The following is a 15,741-nucleotide window of genomic DNA, read 5'->3' as shown; positions in this document are numbered from 1 at the left end:
TACCGGCGAGACCCCAGTCGTTGCGTGGTGCCGGCGTGCGAAACCATGCCCCCTTCTGGTCGCGGCGGGTGGCCCATGCGTACCTGCTGGCCGGGCCTCCGGGAGCGGGGCACCAGGAAGCCGCCCAGGAAGCGGCCGCGGCCCTGCTGTGCCTCACACCGCGAAGCGGACAAGCCTGTGGAGATTGCGCCGCCTGCCGGCAGGTGGCGGCCGGTACCCATCCCGATTTGCTGGTGCCCGACGGCCACGGCATCGATGCGGTGCGGCGCCTCCTGGCCCTGCTGTCCCTGCGACCTCACGCGGGCGGGCGCAAGGTGATCCTCTGGCAGGACGCCGACCGCCTGACGGTGCAGGCAGCCAACGCCCTGCTCAAATCGGTGGAGGAGCCGCCGCCCTTCGCCGTCTTTCTCTTTACCACCGACCACCTGCCGGCCGTCCTGCCGACCCTGCGATCCCGCTGCCAGGTCGTTCCCTTCCGGCCGCAACCCCGGGAGGAGCGCGCGAAGGACCTGGCGGACCGGTCCGGGTCGTCCTTGCTGGCAGCCTACTGGGCCCTCTGCGCCTGCGGCGACCGCCCCGACGCCGCCCGATCGTATCTGGACGAACCCGGCTGCGCCGCGGAAGCAGAGGTGCTGGAGCGAGCAGCGGCCACCCTGGAGCGGGGCGGTCCCGCTGATGCCCTGGCGGTGGGCCGGACATTGGCTGAGTGGGGGGACCGGGCGGAAGGGGCCGTGGAGGTCCTGGTCTGGCGGTTGCGGCGGGGCGAGAAGGGGCAAGCGCCCGGCCGGTTGCTGGGCTGGACCCGTGCCCTGGCCGCGTTCCGCCGGGCCTGGCAAGCCAACGCCAACCGCCAGCTGGCCCTTGAGGTCTTCTGTTGGCGGTGCTGGGGGGTGGCGCAGGCAAGCGCCGCCTACCCTGAAGACCGTGCCGCCGCCCCGGCCTCGCGTCGCCGCGACGCGGAGCGGGGTGACCTGGCCCTGACCGGCGCCGGACACCCCTCCGGTGTCGTGCCCGGGCGGGTATGGCTTCAGGGGAGGTGACCGCTCCGGTGAGCGGAGGCGCGACGGGCGACTGGGTGCGCCCGGGCACCCTTTACGTTTGCGCGTCCCCCATCGGCAACCTGGGTGACGTGACCCTTCGCCTGCTGGAGGTCCTGCGCCAGGCGGGTTACATCCTGGCCGAGGATACCCGCCGCACGCGGCGCTTGCTGTCCGCCCACGGACTCCGCGGCCGGGTGATCTCCTGCCACGAGCACAACGAAACCCAGCGGGCCGGGCAGGTGCTGCGCTGGCTGGCCGCGGGCGAGGTGGTGGCGCTGGTCACCGATGCCGGCACGCCGGGTCTGGCCGATCCGGGTGCCCGGCTGGTCGGCCGGGTGGCTGCGGCCGGCTGGCCTGTGGTGCCGGTGCCGGGACCCAGCGCGGCCCTGGCCGCCCTTTCCGTGGCCGGCATCCCGGCGTCGCGCATCCTGATCGAAGGGTTTCTCCCCCGGGAGCGGGAGCGTCGCCGCCAGCGCATCGCCGCCTGGCACCGGTGGGACGGCGTGGTGGTGTTCTTCGAGGCGCCTCACCGCCTGGCGGCGGTCCTGGAGGACCTGCAGGAGCTACTGCCGGATGCCTACCTGGTGGTGGCCCGGGAAATGACCAAGCGGCACGAGGAGATCCTGCGGGGCCGGGTAGCCCGGCTGGCCCCGGTCCTTCAAGCCGCACCCCCGCGGGGGGAGTACACCCTGGTGCTGGCGCCTCCCGGGGTTGCGGTGCCGCCGGACCGGCCGGCGCCGGGGGAGGGGGCCGGCACGGCCAGCGTCGGGGGAGGCCCAGGTCCGGACGAGGAAGCGGGCCTCCACCCAATGCCGGCGCTGTCATGGACGGACCCTGGGCACCTGCGCGAGAACCGATCCGGAAACCGGCCGGTCCGGGCGGTGGAGGGGCCGGAGGGATGGGAAGGCACCGGGAAGGCGGCCGGCGCGGGGGTGGCCAGCCCCAGTGACGGCAGGCCCGCCGGTGACGATAGGCCCGCAACAGGGAGCGTGCCAGAGGAGCCGGTGCCCCTTGCTGGCCCGGAGGAGCCATGGCAGCAGGAGGCCGTTCCGCCCGATCCGGGACGGCTGGCCGTGGAGGTGGCCCAGCGGGTGGCGGCCGGCCTGGCTCCCAGCGCGGCCGCGCGGGAGGTGGCACGCCGGTACGGCCTTAGCCGCAGCCGGGTGTACCGTGCTTACCTGGACGCCGCCGGTTCAGGCCGTCCCCCATCGGACACGACCTGAACGGGAAGGCGTGCACGGGGGGCGGGCCAGGGCGCACCCATACTAGGCCGTGGCGACAGGGCGCGGGCTCCATACATCATGGAAAGGGGCCCTGTACAGGGCCCCACTCTTTTCCACGTTTGTATGCATCGCCGGCAACGCTCCCCGGTCAGGCTCTGCCGGGCATCCCTGGCCCGACCCCGGGGCCCGGACCCCCTGCCAGGCGGTCCTTGCCACCGCCCCTGGCAGCCACCCCCACCTGCAGCAAACCGCCTGCTGCCCACGGCGGCCGTCCCTGCCGGATGGTGGTGAAGGTCCGTCTGGTCCACGCACCTGGCGGTGACGGGTCACGCCCCGATCGCACCGGTTCCACCTACGCCAGGCTCCGTCCCGGTTCTGCCCCCAACCGGTTCCGGATTGGCGGCGCGGCCGCCTGCCCCGTGGAGCCGCACCAGCCTGGCGGGTGTCTCCCCTGCGGATGCCGTCCGAGCGGGCCCGGTCCGGTCGCCCGGTTCGCTCAGCTCGCCCGGGTGGCCATGATGGCCATGCAGCTCTTGCAGACGTTCTTCCCCTTGAAGTTCTCGACGTTGTAGGCGTTCCCGCAGAAGATGCAGGCGGGCTCGTACTTGCGCAGGATGATCTTGTCGCCGTCAACGTAGATCTCCAGCGAATCCTTCTCCTTGATGTCCAGGGTCCTCCGCAGCTCGATGGGGATCACCACGCGGCCCAGTTCGTCCACCTTGCGGACAATACCCGTAGACTTCATCATTTACCCAGAGGCCCCCTTAACCGCTGATTTCTTTTGCCCCTCTATCAAGACCGTAGCACCAGTACCAAAAAACGTCAAGACACATCTCGACAACGCCAACGGAATGGCTGGGTGGGAAAAAGCTTACGGAACGGGGCCACCGGCGTTGCCGGGGAACGCCAGGCCGGGCGGCGGTGAACCCGGCCTGGGGCGGAACCCCCGGCCGAACCGTCGAACACCCTGCCGGGCCGCGGCACGCCCGGACGGGTCCCGGACCCCCGGTCCGGCTGCGGATCCGCAAGCGCTCGCCGAAGGGCGGTCGGGGCGCCCGCTTGCGGTCTTGGAAGGCGGTGGTGACGCCTAGGCGAGGGAGACACCCCAGCCGGTTGTCCCGGCCGGTCCGGCCATGATCCCGGCTGCAAGCGCAGGCGAGGTGACTCCGAGGGCGGGCTGGTTCGCCAGCCCCGGCGCCGACGTTGCAACGGGCCCAGGCCAAGGACCAGGAGCGGCGGGCCAGGGCGGCTGCGCGCGCGGGAGCGGCCCCGGTGCCGGCAAACTTGACAGCGGGGGCACGGCCAAGCCAAAATACGGCGCGAGCGGGAGGAACCCGGGAAAAGGGGGTCTTCCCCCGAAACCCGCAGGCCACCGGTCCGGAACCATAGTAATAGCAAAGGCCATGAAGGGGATGAGTAACCGGTCCGGACGCCCCAGCGAGGCGGGGATGGTGCAAGCCCGCCCGTCCGCCCGGCGAACATGGCCCCGGAGCCGCCGGCCCAACGGCGCCAGCCCAGTAGGCCCGGCCGGGTGCGCCCGTGAACGCGCAAGCCCCGCTGGTGCAGGCAACGCGGCGTCAGGCCTGGCGCTGGCGGGGTGCCAAGGCCCGTCCCCGCAAGGGGCGGGTGAAGCAGGGTGGTACCGCGAGAGTCCCTCGCCCTTGCCGGGCGCGGGGCTTTTTCTTTTGCCCGGCCCGGGCCCATCTTCCAGCCCAGCGGAGGACAGGAGGTGCACGGTGATGGCAGGTTCGTCGGCAACGCAGTTCCCGGCACAGGAGCCGGCCGGGTCGCAGGCCGGCCGCGGCCGGGGCCGGTTCTACATCACCACCCCGATCTACTACCCCAACGACCGGTTGCACATCGGGCACACCTACACCACGGTGGCCGCCGATGCCCTGGCCCGTTACCACCGGCTGCGGGGCGATGAGACCTGGTTGCTCACCGGAACCGACGAGCACGGCCAGAAGATCGAGCGGGCGGCACGCCAGGCGGGCAAGGAGCCCCTGGAGTACATCGATCCCATCGTGGAGGCGACCCGGCAGCTCTGGCAGAGGCTGCACATCAGCTACGACGATTTCATTCGCACCACCGAGCCGCGGCACAAGGCGCGGGTGCAGCAGATCTTCCAGCGCCTGTATGACCAGGGGGATATCTACAAGGGGGTCTACGAAGGCCTCTACTGCACGGCCTGCGAGGCCTACTACACCGAGGCGGAGCTGCTGGACGGGGGGCGTTGCCCGGTCCACGAGACGCCGGTGGAGCGGCTGCAGGAGGAAAGCTACTTCTTCCGGCTTTCCCGGTACGCCGAGCCCCTGCTGGAGCACATCGAGCGGCACCCCGGGTTCATCCAGCCGCCCAGCCGGCGGAACGAGGTGATCGCCTTCATCCGCCAGGGGCTGCAGGACCTCTCGGTGTCCCGCACCTCCTTCCGCTGGGGCATCCCCGTGCCCTTCGACCCGGACCACGTGATCTACGTCTGGATCGACGCCCTGGCCAACTACATCACCGCCCTGGGCTGGCCCGACGGCGAGCTCTACCGACGCTTCTGGCCGGCGGACGTCCACCTGATCGGCAAGGACATCCTGCGCTTCCACGCCATCATCTGGCCCGCCCTGCTCATGGCCCTGGGCGAGCCCCTGCCCCGCTGCGTGTACGGCCACGGCTGGCTGCTGATCGACGGCGGCAAGATCGGCAAGTCGCGGGCGGGCGGCCAGGTGATCGACCCGGTGCAGCTGATCGAGAAATACGGCGTCGACCCGGTGCGCTACTTCCTCCTGCGGGAGGTGCCCTTCGGCGACGACGGCAGCTACAGCGAAGAGGCCCTGGTGCGGCGGCTCAACACCGACCTGGCCAACGACCTGGGCAACCTGGCCTGGCGGACCACGGGGATGATCCAGCGCTTCCTGGACGGTCGCATCCCGCGGCCGCCCGCCGGGGCCAGCGACGGCGTGCTGGCGGCGGCGGCCCGGGAAACGGCGGCGCGGGTGGAACAGGCCCTGGACCGGTTCGACCTGCCGGCGGCCCTGCAGGCCATCTGGGACCTGATCGGCCGGGCCAACAAGTACATCGACGAACAGGCACCCTGGGCGCTGCGCCGGGAGGGCCGGCAGGACCGGCTGGAGGCCGTTCTTTACGACGTGGCCGAGACGGCGCGGGTGGTCGGGGTGCTGCTCTCGCCCTTCCTGGCGGAGACGCCGGCCCGGCTCTGGACCCAGCTGGGCCTGGGGCCGGACTACCGGCCGGCAGGCTGGCAGCAGGGTCTGGAGTGGGGGCAGCTGCCGGCGGGGGCGCGGGTGGTTCGCGACCAGCCCCTGTTCCCGCGCATCGAGCTGGACGAACCGGCGGCCCGGGAGGCCGGCGATGGGGTGACGGCAGCGCCGGCGGGCCCTGCGGTGGCGGCGGCTGCCGGGACCAAGCCCACGCCCCAGGCCGGGACGGCGGCAGCGGCCGGTCCGGCCGGTGCCGGCGGCGGCGCCGCCCCGGCCGGCCAGGTGACCATTGAAGAGTTCGGGCGGATCGAGTTGCGCACGGCTCGGGTGATCCACGCCGAGAAGCACCCGCGGGCCGACCGGCTCCTGCGCCTGGAGGTCGACCTGGGCGGGGAACGCCGCCAGATCGTGGCGGGGATCGCTGCCCATTACCGGCCGGAGGAACTGGTGGGGAAGACCATCGTGGTGGTGGCGAACCTCAAACCCGCCGTGATCCGCGGCGTGGAATCCCAGGGCATGGTCCTAGCGGCGGAGGATGGCCAGGGGCTGGCCCTGCTCACCACCGACCGGCCCATCGGGGAAGGGAGCCGGATCCGGTGAGGCCCGGCGAGGGGGCGGAGGCCCACGGACCGGCCCCGGTGGCCCTGGTGGATACCCACTGCCACCTGGACTTCCCCGACTTCGACCGGGACCGGGACCAGGTAGTGGCCGCCGCCCGGGCGGCCGGGGTGGTGGCCATGATCACCATCGGCATCGACCTGGAAAGCTCCCGCCGGGCCGTGGCCCTGGCCGAGGGGTATCAGGACGTCTACGCCGCGGTGGGCATCCATCCCTACAGCGCCGGGGAGTGCACCGCCGCGGCCCTGGCCGAGCTGCGCCGCCTGGCCGCCCACCCGCGGGTGGTGGCCATCGGGGAGATCGGGCTCGACTACCACCGCGGCCGCGCGGGGGAAGCCCAGCAGAAGAAGGCTTTCCTGGCCCAGCTGGAGCTGGCGGCGGATTTGGGGTTGCCGGTGATCATCCACCAGCGGGACGCGGTGGACGACCTCTGGGACCTGCTGGCGGCGCCGGGCCGGCCGCAGGTGGAAGGCGTGCTGCACTGCTTCAGCGCCGGTCCCGACTGGGCCGCCCGCTGGGCCGCGGCGGGCTGGTTCATCGGGCTGGACGGGCCGGTGACCTTCAAGAACGGCGAGGACGCTCGAGCCACCGCCAGGGCGGTGCCCCTGGAACGGCTGCTGGTGGAGACGGACGCGCCCTTCCTGGCGCCCCATCCCCACCGGGGCCGGCGGAACCAGCCGGCCTGGGTTCGGCTGGTGGCCGAGCGGATTGCCGCCGAGCGCGGGCTTCCCCTGGACCGGCTGGCCGCCCAGACCACGGCCAACGCGGCCCGGCTCTTCCGGCTCGCCCTTCCCCCGGTGGCCCCGTCGGGGCCGCCCCGGGGGGAGGAAGCCGGCCGCCCGGCGGGGGGCGAAGGCCTCTAGACGGGAGGAGCGGGCCCCGGCGCCGGGCCGGCCGGAACCGCGACCCGGCAGGCGGGCAGGATCCGCGGAGCCGGGCAGCGGCGGTGCCGGCGGCCCGCGCCGGCGATGACGCTGGGGGCCGGGCCGCGCGGCCGCCAGGTTGGCCGGCCACCTGGAACCACGCTGGTCAGCCGGTCCACGCGGGTCAGCCGGTGCCGCCGTGGGGATGGTCGTCGGGGCGGCGGTACCGGGCCAGGCGGCCCCGGCCCGGGTACCGGTCCCGGCCCGGATCCCGCCGGTACCACGGGGCTGTTCGAGGAGGCACGGGGTGTGGCAGGTTCGTCCGGCATGCAGGGCCAGGAAAGGGGGCCCGGGGTCCACAGGGCCACCCACCGGTCCGAGCTGCGCCGGTGGCTCGAACGGTACGGCGTGCGGCCCAGCCGGCGGCTGGGACAGAACTTCCTGGTCGACGACAACTGGGCGGAACGGATCGTCACCGCGGTGGAACCCGGCCCGGACGATCTGGTGATCGAGGTGGGACCGGGCCTGGGCGCCCTGACGGAGCGCCTGGCGCAGCGGGCCGGCCGGGTGCGGGCGGTGGAGGTCGACCGCCGGCTGGCCGCGGCCCTGCGGGAGCGGCTGGGGCACCTGCCGAACCTGGAGCTGGTGGAGGGGGACATCCTGGCCGTCGACCTGGACCGCCTGGCGTCACGCCAAGACCCGGCGGGGGGGCCGGTCAAGCTGGCCAGCAACCTTCCCTACGCCATCACGTCGCCTTTCCTGGTGCGCTGGCTTGAAGCTCCCATCCGGTGGGAGCGGGCCGTGCTCACCTTGCAGGCGGAGGTGGTCGACCGGCTGGTGGCTGCGCCGGGCTCCGCGGCCTACGGCGCGCTGACGGTCTTCGTCGCCTACCATGCCCGGGTGGAGCGGCTGGGCACCGTGCCGGCGGGTGCCTTCTGGCCCCGGCCGGAGGTGGACTCGGCGGTGGTGCGCCTGTGGCCCCACCTGCGCCCGCCGGTGGCGGTGGCCGACCCGGAGGCCCTGTTCGCGCTGGTGCGGGCGGCGTTCAGCCAACGCCGCAAGCGCCTGGCCAACGCCCTGGCGGCCCATCCGGCGGTGGAGCGGGTGCAGGCCGAGGCGGCGTGCCGGGCGGCCGGGATCGACCCGGGAGCCCGGCCCGAGAACGTCGATCTGGAAGGGTTTGCGCGCCTGGCCAATCAGTTGTTCCCCCCAGGGCGACCGCCCCTGCCCGGCGGCGGGCCGTCCTTGGATATAATGAATAACGAGCACTGAAGAACAACGAGCACTCAAGCGGCAATCCTTGCAGCGGCTCGCAGCGGGCTTCCGGCCGGGGGGAATGGCCGTGCAGACACCCTTCATCAGCCCAACCCGCGGTGCCCTCTCCTTCGACGGCCTGTGTGCCGAGATCCTGGACTACATCCGTGCCGAACCCGATGCCCAGTACAAGCTGATCATCGGCACCGACTCCCAGGTCCGGCAGCAGACCCAGTTCGTCACGGCCGTAGTGATCCACCGGCTGGGGAAGGGCGCGCGGTACTTCTACCAGGTGCGCAAGCAGCGGAAGATCACCAGCCTGCGGCAGAAGATCTTCTACGAGGCGAGCCTGAGCCTGTCCCTGGCCACCCGCCTGGCGGAGCGGCTGGCCCAGAGGGGCGGGCGGCTGCCCAACGTGGAGATCCACCTGGACGTGGGCATGCAGGGCGAGACCCGGGACCTGATCCGGGAGATCGTCGGCATGGTGGTCGGCAGCGGCTTTGACGCCAAGATCAAGCCCGACTCCTACGCGGCCTCCTCGGTGGCCGACCGCTACACCAAGTGACACCGGCCTGCCGGCGTGCCGCGCCCCTGGAGTGCGGCACGCGCACTGCGGGTCCCTGGAAAGCCCCCTCCACGCGGTGGGGCGGCGGTCGCGGAGCGGCGGTTGGGCTCACCGACAATTCGCGCTTGACACTCGAAAAAGGCCTCTGGTAGACTACCGCTTTTGACTCGCCCGGGTGAATGCAGTATAATGGGGCTTGAGCTTGCGGGGCAAAAGGGGTGTTCCTGTGGGCGAGTCGCGGAACGTGCTCGCCGAGATCCGGCGAGACCTGGAGAACTACGTGGGCAAGCGGGTCCGCATCCGCGCCAACAAGGGGCGCCGGCGCATCGTCGAACGGGAAGGCACCCTGGAGAAGACCTATCCCAACCTGTTCGTCATCAAGCTGGACGAGGAGTACCAGAACCGCAGGCTGTCGTATACCTATGCCGACCTGCTGACCGCCATGGTAGAGGTCAGCGTGTACAACGGCAACGAGCGCAAGAAGCTGAACTTTTCGGCCTCATCGGCCAGTTGACGGCGTCTCCGCCGGCCGGTGGGGCCGAAAAGGCGCAGGGGCGGGAGCACCGCAGGCGCGGTGCTCTTTTTCGTTTGCACGCACGGCCGCTCCAGCGCACGGTCGCCGACGCCCGCCGGCACCCGCCGGCGCCGGGAGGAACGCGTCCCGTACGCGGGGGAACAGGAGCTGCGCCCTTCAGGACGAAGTGCTCATGGGTTTGTGCCGAAGGTATGCCCTGACGGTTGGTGCTCCACGGGAGCCCCTGGCGGCGGGGCAACGACTGGGGAGGGAGCCGGGCGTTGCAGGACCGCTGGCCGGCGCCGGCGGTGGTGCGGGTGCGGGCCTACGCCAAGATCAACCTGCACCTGCGCATCGGGCCGCGCCGCCCTGACGGGTATCACGAGATCGACTCGGTGCTGCACCGGATCAGCTGGCGCGACGACCTGGAACTGCGCTGGCGTGGCGACGGCGCCATTCGCCTGGCGGTCGAACCGGCCGGGGCCGCACCGGGCGGCGGCCCGGCGGAGCCGGAAGCCGGCGCGGAGGCGGGGCCGGAACCGGCGCCGGCCCGGTGGGTCCCCTCCGGTCCAGCTGCGGTCATGCCCGGGGGGGAGGCACTCCCCGGGGCGATGCCGGGCCGAGGCGATGCCCTGGGCGCACCCCTCGCCCCGCCGGTCCCCTCGGGGCCGGACAACCTGGCCTGGCGGGCGGCGCGCCTGCTGCAGCAGGCGCTGGACGTGGCGGCCGGCGTCGACATCCGGCTGGTCAAGCGGGTGGCCGCGGGAGCCGGGCTGGGCGGTGGCAGTGCCGATGCGGCGGCGGTGCTGCGGGGGCTGCGCCGGCTGTGGAGGCTGGCTGTGGATGGTGCCACCCTGCGGCGCCTGGGGGACCGGCTGGGGGCGGACGTCCCCTTCCTGCTGGGCGGGCGGGCGGCCCGGGTCCGGGGGAAGGGGGAGCGGATCCAGGTGCTGCCCTCCTGGCCCGGTCTGGCCCTGGTCCTGGTGCCCCTGCCGCGGCCGGTATCCACGGCCTGGGCATACGGCGAATGGGACCGGCGGTGCGGAGAAGGGCAGGCCGGGGAGGCCTTCGCCGACGGTGGCGCCGTGGCCCGGGCGGTGGCGCGGCGGGACCTGCACAGCCTCGCTCGTCTGGTGCGGAACGACTTCGAAGCCGTGGTGGCGGCGGCCTTCCCCGAGGTGGCCGAAGCGCTGGAGCGCATGCGGCGCGAAGGAGCCGTGGTGGCGCGGATGAGCGGCAGCGGTCCCGTGGTTTGGGGGATCTTCCCCCATGGGGAGGCGGCCCAAAAAGCCTGGCGGCGGTTGAGGCGCTGCTACCCCGGCGCCCGGCTGGCCCGCACCCTTTAGGGCCTGCCGGAGCCGGGAGGAAGCGAGGAGGAAGCTGGCGTGGACGGTGTGACGGGAGCCGTCATCCTGGCGGGGCGCCGCAACACCGGAGCCCTGCGCCAGGTGAGCGGCGCGGAGTGGGAGGCGCTGGTCCCCCTGGCCGGACGGCCCATGGTGGCCTGGGTGGTGGAGGCCTGCCTCCAGGCGCCTTCCCTGCAGCACGTGGTACTGGCCGGTCCCGACCCCGGCGACGCCGGGACGGTGCTGGCCCGCGCCCGGCAGGAAGGGCGGTTCAGCGTGGTGCCGCCCGGTGACGACCTGCTGGGCAGCGTCCGGCAGGGGCTCGAGGGCCTCAAGGCGGCCCTGCCGGGGGCCACCGGGGTCCTGCTGGTCACCGGCGACGTGCCGCTGGTCGACGGCGCCGTGCTGGAGCGCTTTCTGGCCGCCATCCCGGCCGGGGCCGACGTGGGCTATCCCATCGCCCGGCGCCAGAACATGGAGCGGCGTTTCCCCGGTGCGGCCCGTACCTACGTCCGGTTGCGCGACGGCGAGTTCACCGGCGGCAACGCCCTGTACCTGCGGCTGGCCGCCGCCCCGCAGGCCCTGCGGTGGGCCGAGGCGCTTTACGCTGCGCGGAAGCAGCCCCTCAAGCTGGCCATGATGTTCGGCCCGGCGGTCCTGGTGCGGGTGGCGACCCGCCGGGCCACGGTGGCCGAGCTGGAGCTCCGGCTGGGCCGGCTGGCCGGCCTGCGCGCCCACGCCGTCGAGGTGACCGATCCGGAGCTGGCCATGGACGTGGACAAGGTCGCCGACTATCGCCAGGCCGAGGCACGACTGCAGGCTGCGGCCGGTTCGTCCCCGGGGCGGGAGGCGGCCGCGGGGGATGGCACGGGAGCCGGCTGCGCGACCGTCCCGGTACCGCCCGGAGGAGGGCCCCGCCTTGGCTAAGCTCAAGCGCAGCGAGCGGATTGCCGCTCTGGTGAAGCTCCTGGCCGACAGGCCCGGCCATCTGTGGTCCCTCAGCCAGTTCGCCGAGCGGTTCGCCACGGCCAAGTCGACCATCAGCGACGACCTGTCCCTGGTCAAGGCCGTGCTGGACCAGGAGGGACTGGGCACCATTCGCACCTACCCCGGCGTGGCCGGCGGCGTCACCTACGAGCCGCGGGTCACGGAGGCAGCGGCCTGGCAACTGGCGGAGGAACTGGCCGCCCAGCTGCGCGACCCCCAGCGCATCCTGCCCGGCGGGTTCGTCTACATGACGGACCTGCTCTTCTCGCCCACGTGGGCCGAGCGGCTGGGGGCGCTCTTCGCGACCCGCTTCCGCGGGGAGGAGCCCGACCTGGTGGCCACGGTGGAGACCAAGGGCATCCCTCTGGGCCTGATGACCGCCCGGGCCCTGGGGCGGCCGCTGGTGCTGCTGCGGCGGGACAGCCGGGTAACCGAGGGGCCGTCGGTGAGCATCACCTACGTGTCCGGTTCGTCCCAGCGGATCGCCACCATGTCGGTGCCGCGCCGGGCCGTGCCCCAGGGGGCGCGGGTGCTGCTGGTGGACGACTTCATGAAAGGCGGCGGCACCGCCCGCGGCATGATGGACCTGATGCGCGAGGTGGGGGCCCGGGTGGCCGGCCTGGGCGTGATGATCGCCACGGCCGAGCCGGCCCGTAAGCTGGTGGAGGACTATTTCGCCGTGGCCGTGCTGGAGGGCGTGGACACCGTGCGCCGCCAGGTGCGGGTCCGGCCCAGCCTGGGCCGCTAGGACGCGGGCGCTAGCGGGCAGCGGCCTTGACCAGCGGCAGCAGGGCGGCGGGCGGGCGGCCCGCCGCGGAGGCTGGCGGTGCAGGCGGGCGGCCCGGGGGGACTGCCGTGGCAGGCCGGCGGTCCGCGGCCGCCGGCGCCCGCCGCGTGGCGCAGCGCATGAGGCGCGTCGCAAGTGCCGCGCGAGGCGCACTGACGAACGGGAGGCGCAGCGCAATGACGGAAGGGCGTACGAGGGCGGCGGAGGAACCCGGCCCGGCCCGGACCGGCGTGGGGGTCGGCCGCGGGGGACCGGCCGGGCCGGGCGGTCCGGCGGCCGCGGGGGCTGCGGCGGGGACCGCCCCGGGGGCCGGCGCCGGCGTCCCTGCCGGCACCGCTTCCGCCGTCGATCTTGCCGCCGTCCAGGAGGCGGCCCGGACCATCGCCGGGTTCGTCCATCGCACGCCCCTGCTGGGTTCGGCGGCCTTTTCCGAGCTGGCGGGGGCCGACGTCTTCCTGAAGCTGGAGAATTTGCAGAAGACGGGCTCGTTCAAGGTCCGGGGAGCCTTCAACCGCCTGTCCCGGCTGGATCCGGCGGCCCGGGCCCGGGGGGTGATCTGCGCCTCGGCGGGCAACCACGCCCAGGGGGTGGCCCTGGCAGGCTCCCGCCTGGGAATCCCCGTCACCGTGGTGATGCCCGAGACGGCCCCCACCACCAAGGTGGTGGCCACCCGGGGTTACGGGGCCGAGGTGATCCTGCACGGCGAAGGCTATGACGGCGCCTACGACCTGGCTTACCGCCTGGCCGAAGAACGCGGCCTCACCTTCATCCACGCCTTCGACGACCCGCTGGTGGTGGCCGGGCAGGGCACGGTCGGGCTGGAGATCCTGGAGGACCTGCCCGACGTGGACACGGTGGTGGTGCCGGTGGGCGGCGGCGGGCTGATCGCCGGGATCGCCATCGCCCTGAAGGCGCAGCGGCCGGGGGTGCGGGTGGTGGGAGTGCAGCCCCAGGAGGCGCCTGCCCTGGCCCGTGCCTACGTCACGGGGCGCCTTGAGCCGGTGGAGCGGGCCCGCACCATCGCCGACGGCCTGGCGGTCAAGACGCCGCGGGAGATGACCTTCGGGCTGATCCGCCGTTACGTGGACGGCATGGTCACCGTCTCCGAGGAGGAGATCGCCCGCGCCATCCTGCTCCTGCTGGAACGGGCCAAGCTGGTGGTCGAGGGGGCGGGCGCGGCGGCCCTGGCCGCCCTGCTCTCCGGCAAGGTCCCGCAGGCCGGCCGGGTGGCCGTGGTGGTGAGCGGCGGCAACATCGACGTCAACCTGCTGGCCCGGATCATCGAGCGCGGGCTGCTGGAAGACGGGCGCCTGATCCGCATCCGCACCCTGGTGGCCGACCGGCCGGGATCGCTGCAGGCCCTGCTCAAGGTGATCGCCGACCAGGGCGGCAACATCCTGGCCGTCTACCATGACCGGTTGCGTCACGAGGTCGCGCTGGGTGAGGCCGAGGTGGAGCTGATCATCGAGACCCGGGACACGACCCACGTGGACGCCATCCGCCGGGCCCTGGCGGATCACGGCTACACCCTGCAGGGCCTGGAGGTGGAGCCGGCGAGGGCCGGCGGGGCTGCGGGCCTGCGGCGGCGATGAGGGGCTATCCGGACCCAGGCAAGCCCAAAATCTGGATCAGACAATGGAAGGAAATGGGTTCATGGCGGCGAATCCTCCCCGCAGAAGGGGGGTGACGCCATGGACATCTCGGAGGTGCGGATCCGGCCGGTCAAGGGTGCGGGCCGGATGCGGGCCTTTGCCTCCGTCGTCTTCGGCGGCCAGTTCGTGGTCCACGAGCTGAAGGTGGTCGAGGGGTCCGAGGGGCGCATGTTCGTGGCCTTCCCGTCCAAGCGGGCGGCCAGCGGCGAGTACTTCGACATCGCCCACCCCATCACCGCCGATGCGAGGGACCGCATCCAGCAGGCGGTGCTGGCGGCCTACCGCCAGCAGGTGGGCGGGATGGCAGCCGAGCAGGCGGGCTAGCCCTGCCCGGCGCCGCAGGTACCGGTGGCGGCGCCGGGGCGGGACAGGCGGGGCGGCTGTCCGGGGCCGGTGGGGCGGCACGGCGGGCGGGCTGCCGAGCCCTCGACCGGCCCCGGCTGCGACCCGGGCCGGCGGCCGGGGTGGGACCGGGACGGGCCACAGCTTGACCCTTTACCCGGGCATCCCGAATCTGATACAGGAGGAGTGGGGTGCCACCGCGCCGGGTGGCACCGCGCCGGGCGGGACCGCGGCGCGGCCGGCCGGTAAGGCGGTGGCGGCCTGCCAGCCGACAGGAGGGATGACCATGGCGGCTCAGGTGGGGGACAAGGCTCCGGACTTCCGGCTGCCGGCGACCGGCCCGGAAGACACCATCTCCCTGGGGCAGTTCCGCGGCAAGAAGAACGTGGTGCTGTACTTCTTCCCCTTCGCCTTCAGCTCGGTGTGCACCCAGGAGATGTGTGCCCTGCGGGACACCTACAGCGAGCAGTTCAGCGGTCTCGATGCCCAGGTGCTGGGCATCAGCGTGGACAGCCCCTTCACCCTGCGGGCATGGGCCGAGCAGCAGAAGTTCGACTTCCCCCTGCTCTCGGACTTCAACAAGGAAGTGTCCCGGGCGTACGACGTGTACTACGACGAGCTGATGAACCTGCGCGGCGTGGCCAAGCGGGCGGCCTTCGTCATCGATAAGGACGGGGTCATCCGCTACCGCTGGGTCACCGACGACCCCAAGGTGCTGCCCGACCAGGAGGCCATCCGCAAGGTCCTGACCGAGCTGCAGGGTTGATCCCCTTGCGGCGCGGGACTGGGGCCGAACCGGCACCCCTGGGGTTGCGCTGGGCGGCGGGTTTGATCGACCTGGTGCTGCTGTCGGCGGCCGGCAACCTCCTGGGCCTGACCGTCCTGGAGGTGGCCGAGGCCTGGACCGGCGGCACGGCCGCTCTGACGCTGGCCGGCACCGCGGTCCTGGCGGCCGCCGCCGCCTACTTTGCTGCCGGCGAGGGCTACTGGGGGACCACCCTGGGCAAGCTGGCATTGGGCCTGCGGGTGGTGGAGGCCCGAGGCCAGTGCCCCGGCTGGCGGCGGGCGCTGGTCCGCTTCCTGGCCCGGATGGCGGGCACCGTCCTGGCCGGCGCGGGCTGGTGGCCGGCCCTGGGGATCGGGCAGAGGCCCGCCGGCCCGCCCTGGCACGACACGGTGGCCCGGACCCGCGTGGTGCGGTGGCGGCCGTGGCAGGTGGGCGCGGAAAGCGCCGGCCGCTGAGGAGGCCGCAGGCAAGGGGGCCTGCGGGTCCCCGCGGGGCCGGACGGCCCCGACTGGTGCCGTCCCGGACCCTGCAGGTCCCAGCAGGGGTCCGGCGAG

General features: G+C 73.2%; 15 protein-coding genes. 14 read left to right on the top strand and 1 reads right to left on the bottom strand.

All coding sequences use genetic code 11. The features are described from left to right. The first annotated feature begins 35 nt into the window (after positions 1 to 35). Complete coding sequence (locus ACZ5T9_RS02020) at positions 36 to 1,040, top strand: hypothetical protein (protein ID WP_464833649.1); 1,005 nt, start codon at positions 36 to 38, stop codon at positions 1,038 to 1,040. Between the two features lie 8 nt (positions 1,041 to 1,048). Continuing rightward, positions 1,049 to 2,263 (top strand): 16S rRNA (cytidine(1402)-2'-O)-methyltransferase, encoded by a 1,215-nt coding sequence (gene rsmI / locus ACZ5T9_RS02015; protein WP_464833648.1) that lies wholly within the window; start codon positions 1,049 to 1,051, stop codon positions 2,261 to 2,263. 496 nt (positions 2,264 to 2,759) lie between these two features. Here rsmI and ACZ5T9_RS02010 read toward each other — a convergent pair whose 3' ends face one another. Next, the gene (locus ACZ5T9_RS02010) at positions 2,760 to 3,008 is read right to left on the bottom strand and encodes an AbrB/MazE/SpoVT family DNA-binding domain-containing protein (RefSeq protein ID WP_464833646.1); all 249 of its coding nucleotides are present in this window, start codon (positions 3,006 to 3,008) and stop codon (positions 2,760 to 2,762) included. A gap of 994 nt (positions 3,009 to 4,002) precedes the next feature. On the opposite strand from ACZ5T9_RS02010, the gene metG reads away from it, so the two are divergent. From metG to ACZ5T9_RS01950, 12 genes are all read left to right on the top strand, one after another. After that, entirely contained in the window at positions 4,003 to 6,072 is a 2,070-nt protein-coding gene (gene metG / locus ACZ5T9_RS02005; protein ID WP_464833645.1) for a methionine--tRNA ligase, read from the top strand. Further along, positions 6,069 to 6,953 (top strand): TatD family hydrolase, encoded by an 885-nt coding sequence (locus tag ACZ5T9_RS02000; RefSeq protein WP_464833644.1) that lies wholly within the window; start codon positions 6,069 to 6,071, stop codon positions 6,951 to 6,953. Before metG ends, ACZ5T9_RS02000 begins: the two co-directional genes overlap by 4 nt. Positions 6,954 to 7,262: 309 nt before the next feature. Continuing rightward, the gene (gene rsmA, locus ACZ5T9_RS01995; protein WP_464833643.1) at positions 7,263 to 8,225 is read left to right on the top strand and encodes a 16S rRNA (adenine(1518)-N(6)/adenine(1519)-N(6))-dimethyltransferase RsmA; all 963 of its coding nucleotides are present in this window, start codon (positions 7,263 to 7,265) and stop codon (positions 8,223 to 8,225) included. 70 nt (positions 8,226 to 8,295) lie between these two features. Continuing rightward, positions 8,296 to 8,772, top strand: a complete 477-nt coding sequence (locus tag ACZ5T9_RS01990; RefSeq protein ID WP_006902712.1) for a ribonuclease H-like YkuK family protein — start codon at positions 8,296 to 8,298, stop codon at positions 8,770 to 8,772. A gap of 226 nt (positions 8,773 to 8,998) precedes the next feature. Then, positions 8,999 to 9,286, top strand: a complete 288-nt coding sequence (locus tag ACZ5T9_RS01985; protein WP_006902711.1) for a Veg family protein — start codon at positions 8,999 to 9,001, stop codon at positions 9,284 to 9,286. A 281-nt stretch (positions 9,287 to 9,567) separates the two neighbouring features. Continuing rightward, complete coding sequence (gene ispE, locus ACZ5T9_RS01980) at positions 9,568 to 10,632, top strand: 4-(cytidine 5'-diphospho)-2-C-methyl-D-erythritol kinase (RefSeq protein WP_464833642.1); 1,065 nt, start codon at positions 9,568 to 9,570, stop codon at positions 10,630 to 10,632. Positions 10,633 to 10,671: 39 nt separating this feature from the next. Further along, positions 10,672 to 11,559: an NTP transferase domain-containing protein gene (locus ACZ5T9_RS01975; protein WP_464833641.1), complete on the top strand. Its 888-nt coding sequence runs from the start codon at positions 10,672 to 10,674 to the stop codon at positions 11,557 to 11,559. Then, positions 11,552 to 12,367: a pur operon repressor gene (gene purR, locus ACZ5T9_RS01970; protein WP_006902708.1), complete on the top strand. Its 816-nt coding sequence runs from the start codon at positions 11,552 to 11,554 to the stop codon at positions 12,365 to 12,367. The genes ACZ5T9_RS01975 and purR overlap by 8 nt, the downstream gene beginning before the upstream one ends. A 215-nt stretch (positions 12,368 to 12,582) precedes the next feature. Next, positions 12,583 to 13,998, top strand: a complete 1,416-nt coding sequence (gene ilvA, locus ACZ5T9_RS01965; RefSeq protein WP_464833640.1) for a threonine ammonia-lyase — start codon at positions 12,583 to 12,585, stop codon at positions 13,996 to 13,998. Positions 13,999 to 14,097: 99 nt separating this feature from the next. Beyond that, positions 14,098 to 14,382 (top strand): SpoVG family protein, encoded by a 285-nt coding sequence (locus tag ACZ5T9_RS01960; protein ID WP_006902706.1) that lies wholly within the window; start codon positions 14,098 to 14,100, stop codon positions 14,380 to 14,382. Positions 14,383 to 14,686: 304 nt separating this feature from the next. After that, positions 14,687 to 15,166 carry a peroxiredoxin gene (locus tag ACZ5T9_RS01955; RefSeq protein WP_006902705.1) on the top strand — a complete coding sequence of 160 codons (480 nt, stop codon included), beginning with the start codon at positions 14,687 to 14,689 and terminating at the stop codon, positions 15,164 to 15,166. 5 nt (positions 15,167 to 15,171) lie between these two features. After that, positions 15,172 to 15,642, top strand: a complete 471-nt coding sequence (locus tag ACZ5T9_RS01950) for an RDD family protein (RefSeq protein ID WP_464833639.1) — start codon at positions 15,172 to 15,174, stop codon at positions 15,640 to 15,642. Positions 15,643 to 15,741: the final 99 nt, after the last annotated feature.

It is taken from the genome of Thermaerobacter nagasakiensis (assembly GCF_055396825.1).
The sequence above is the reverse complement of the archived record's forward strand: the minus strand, read 5'-3'. Positions and strand labels throughout refer to the sequence as shown.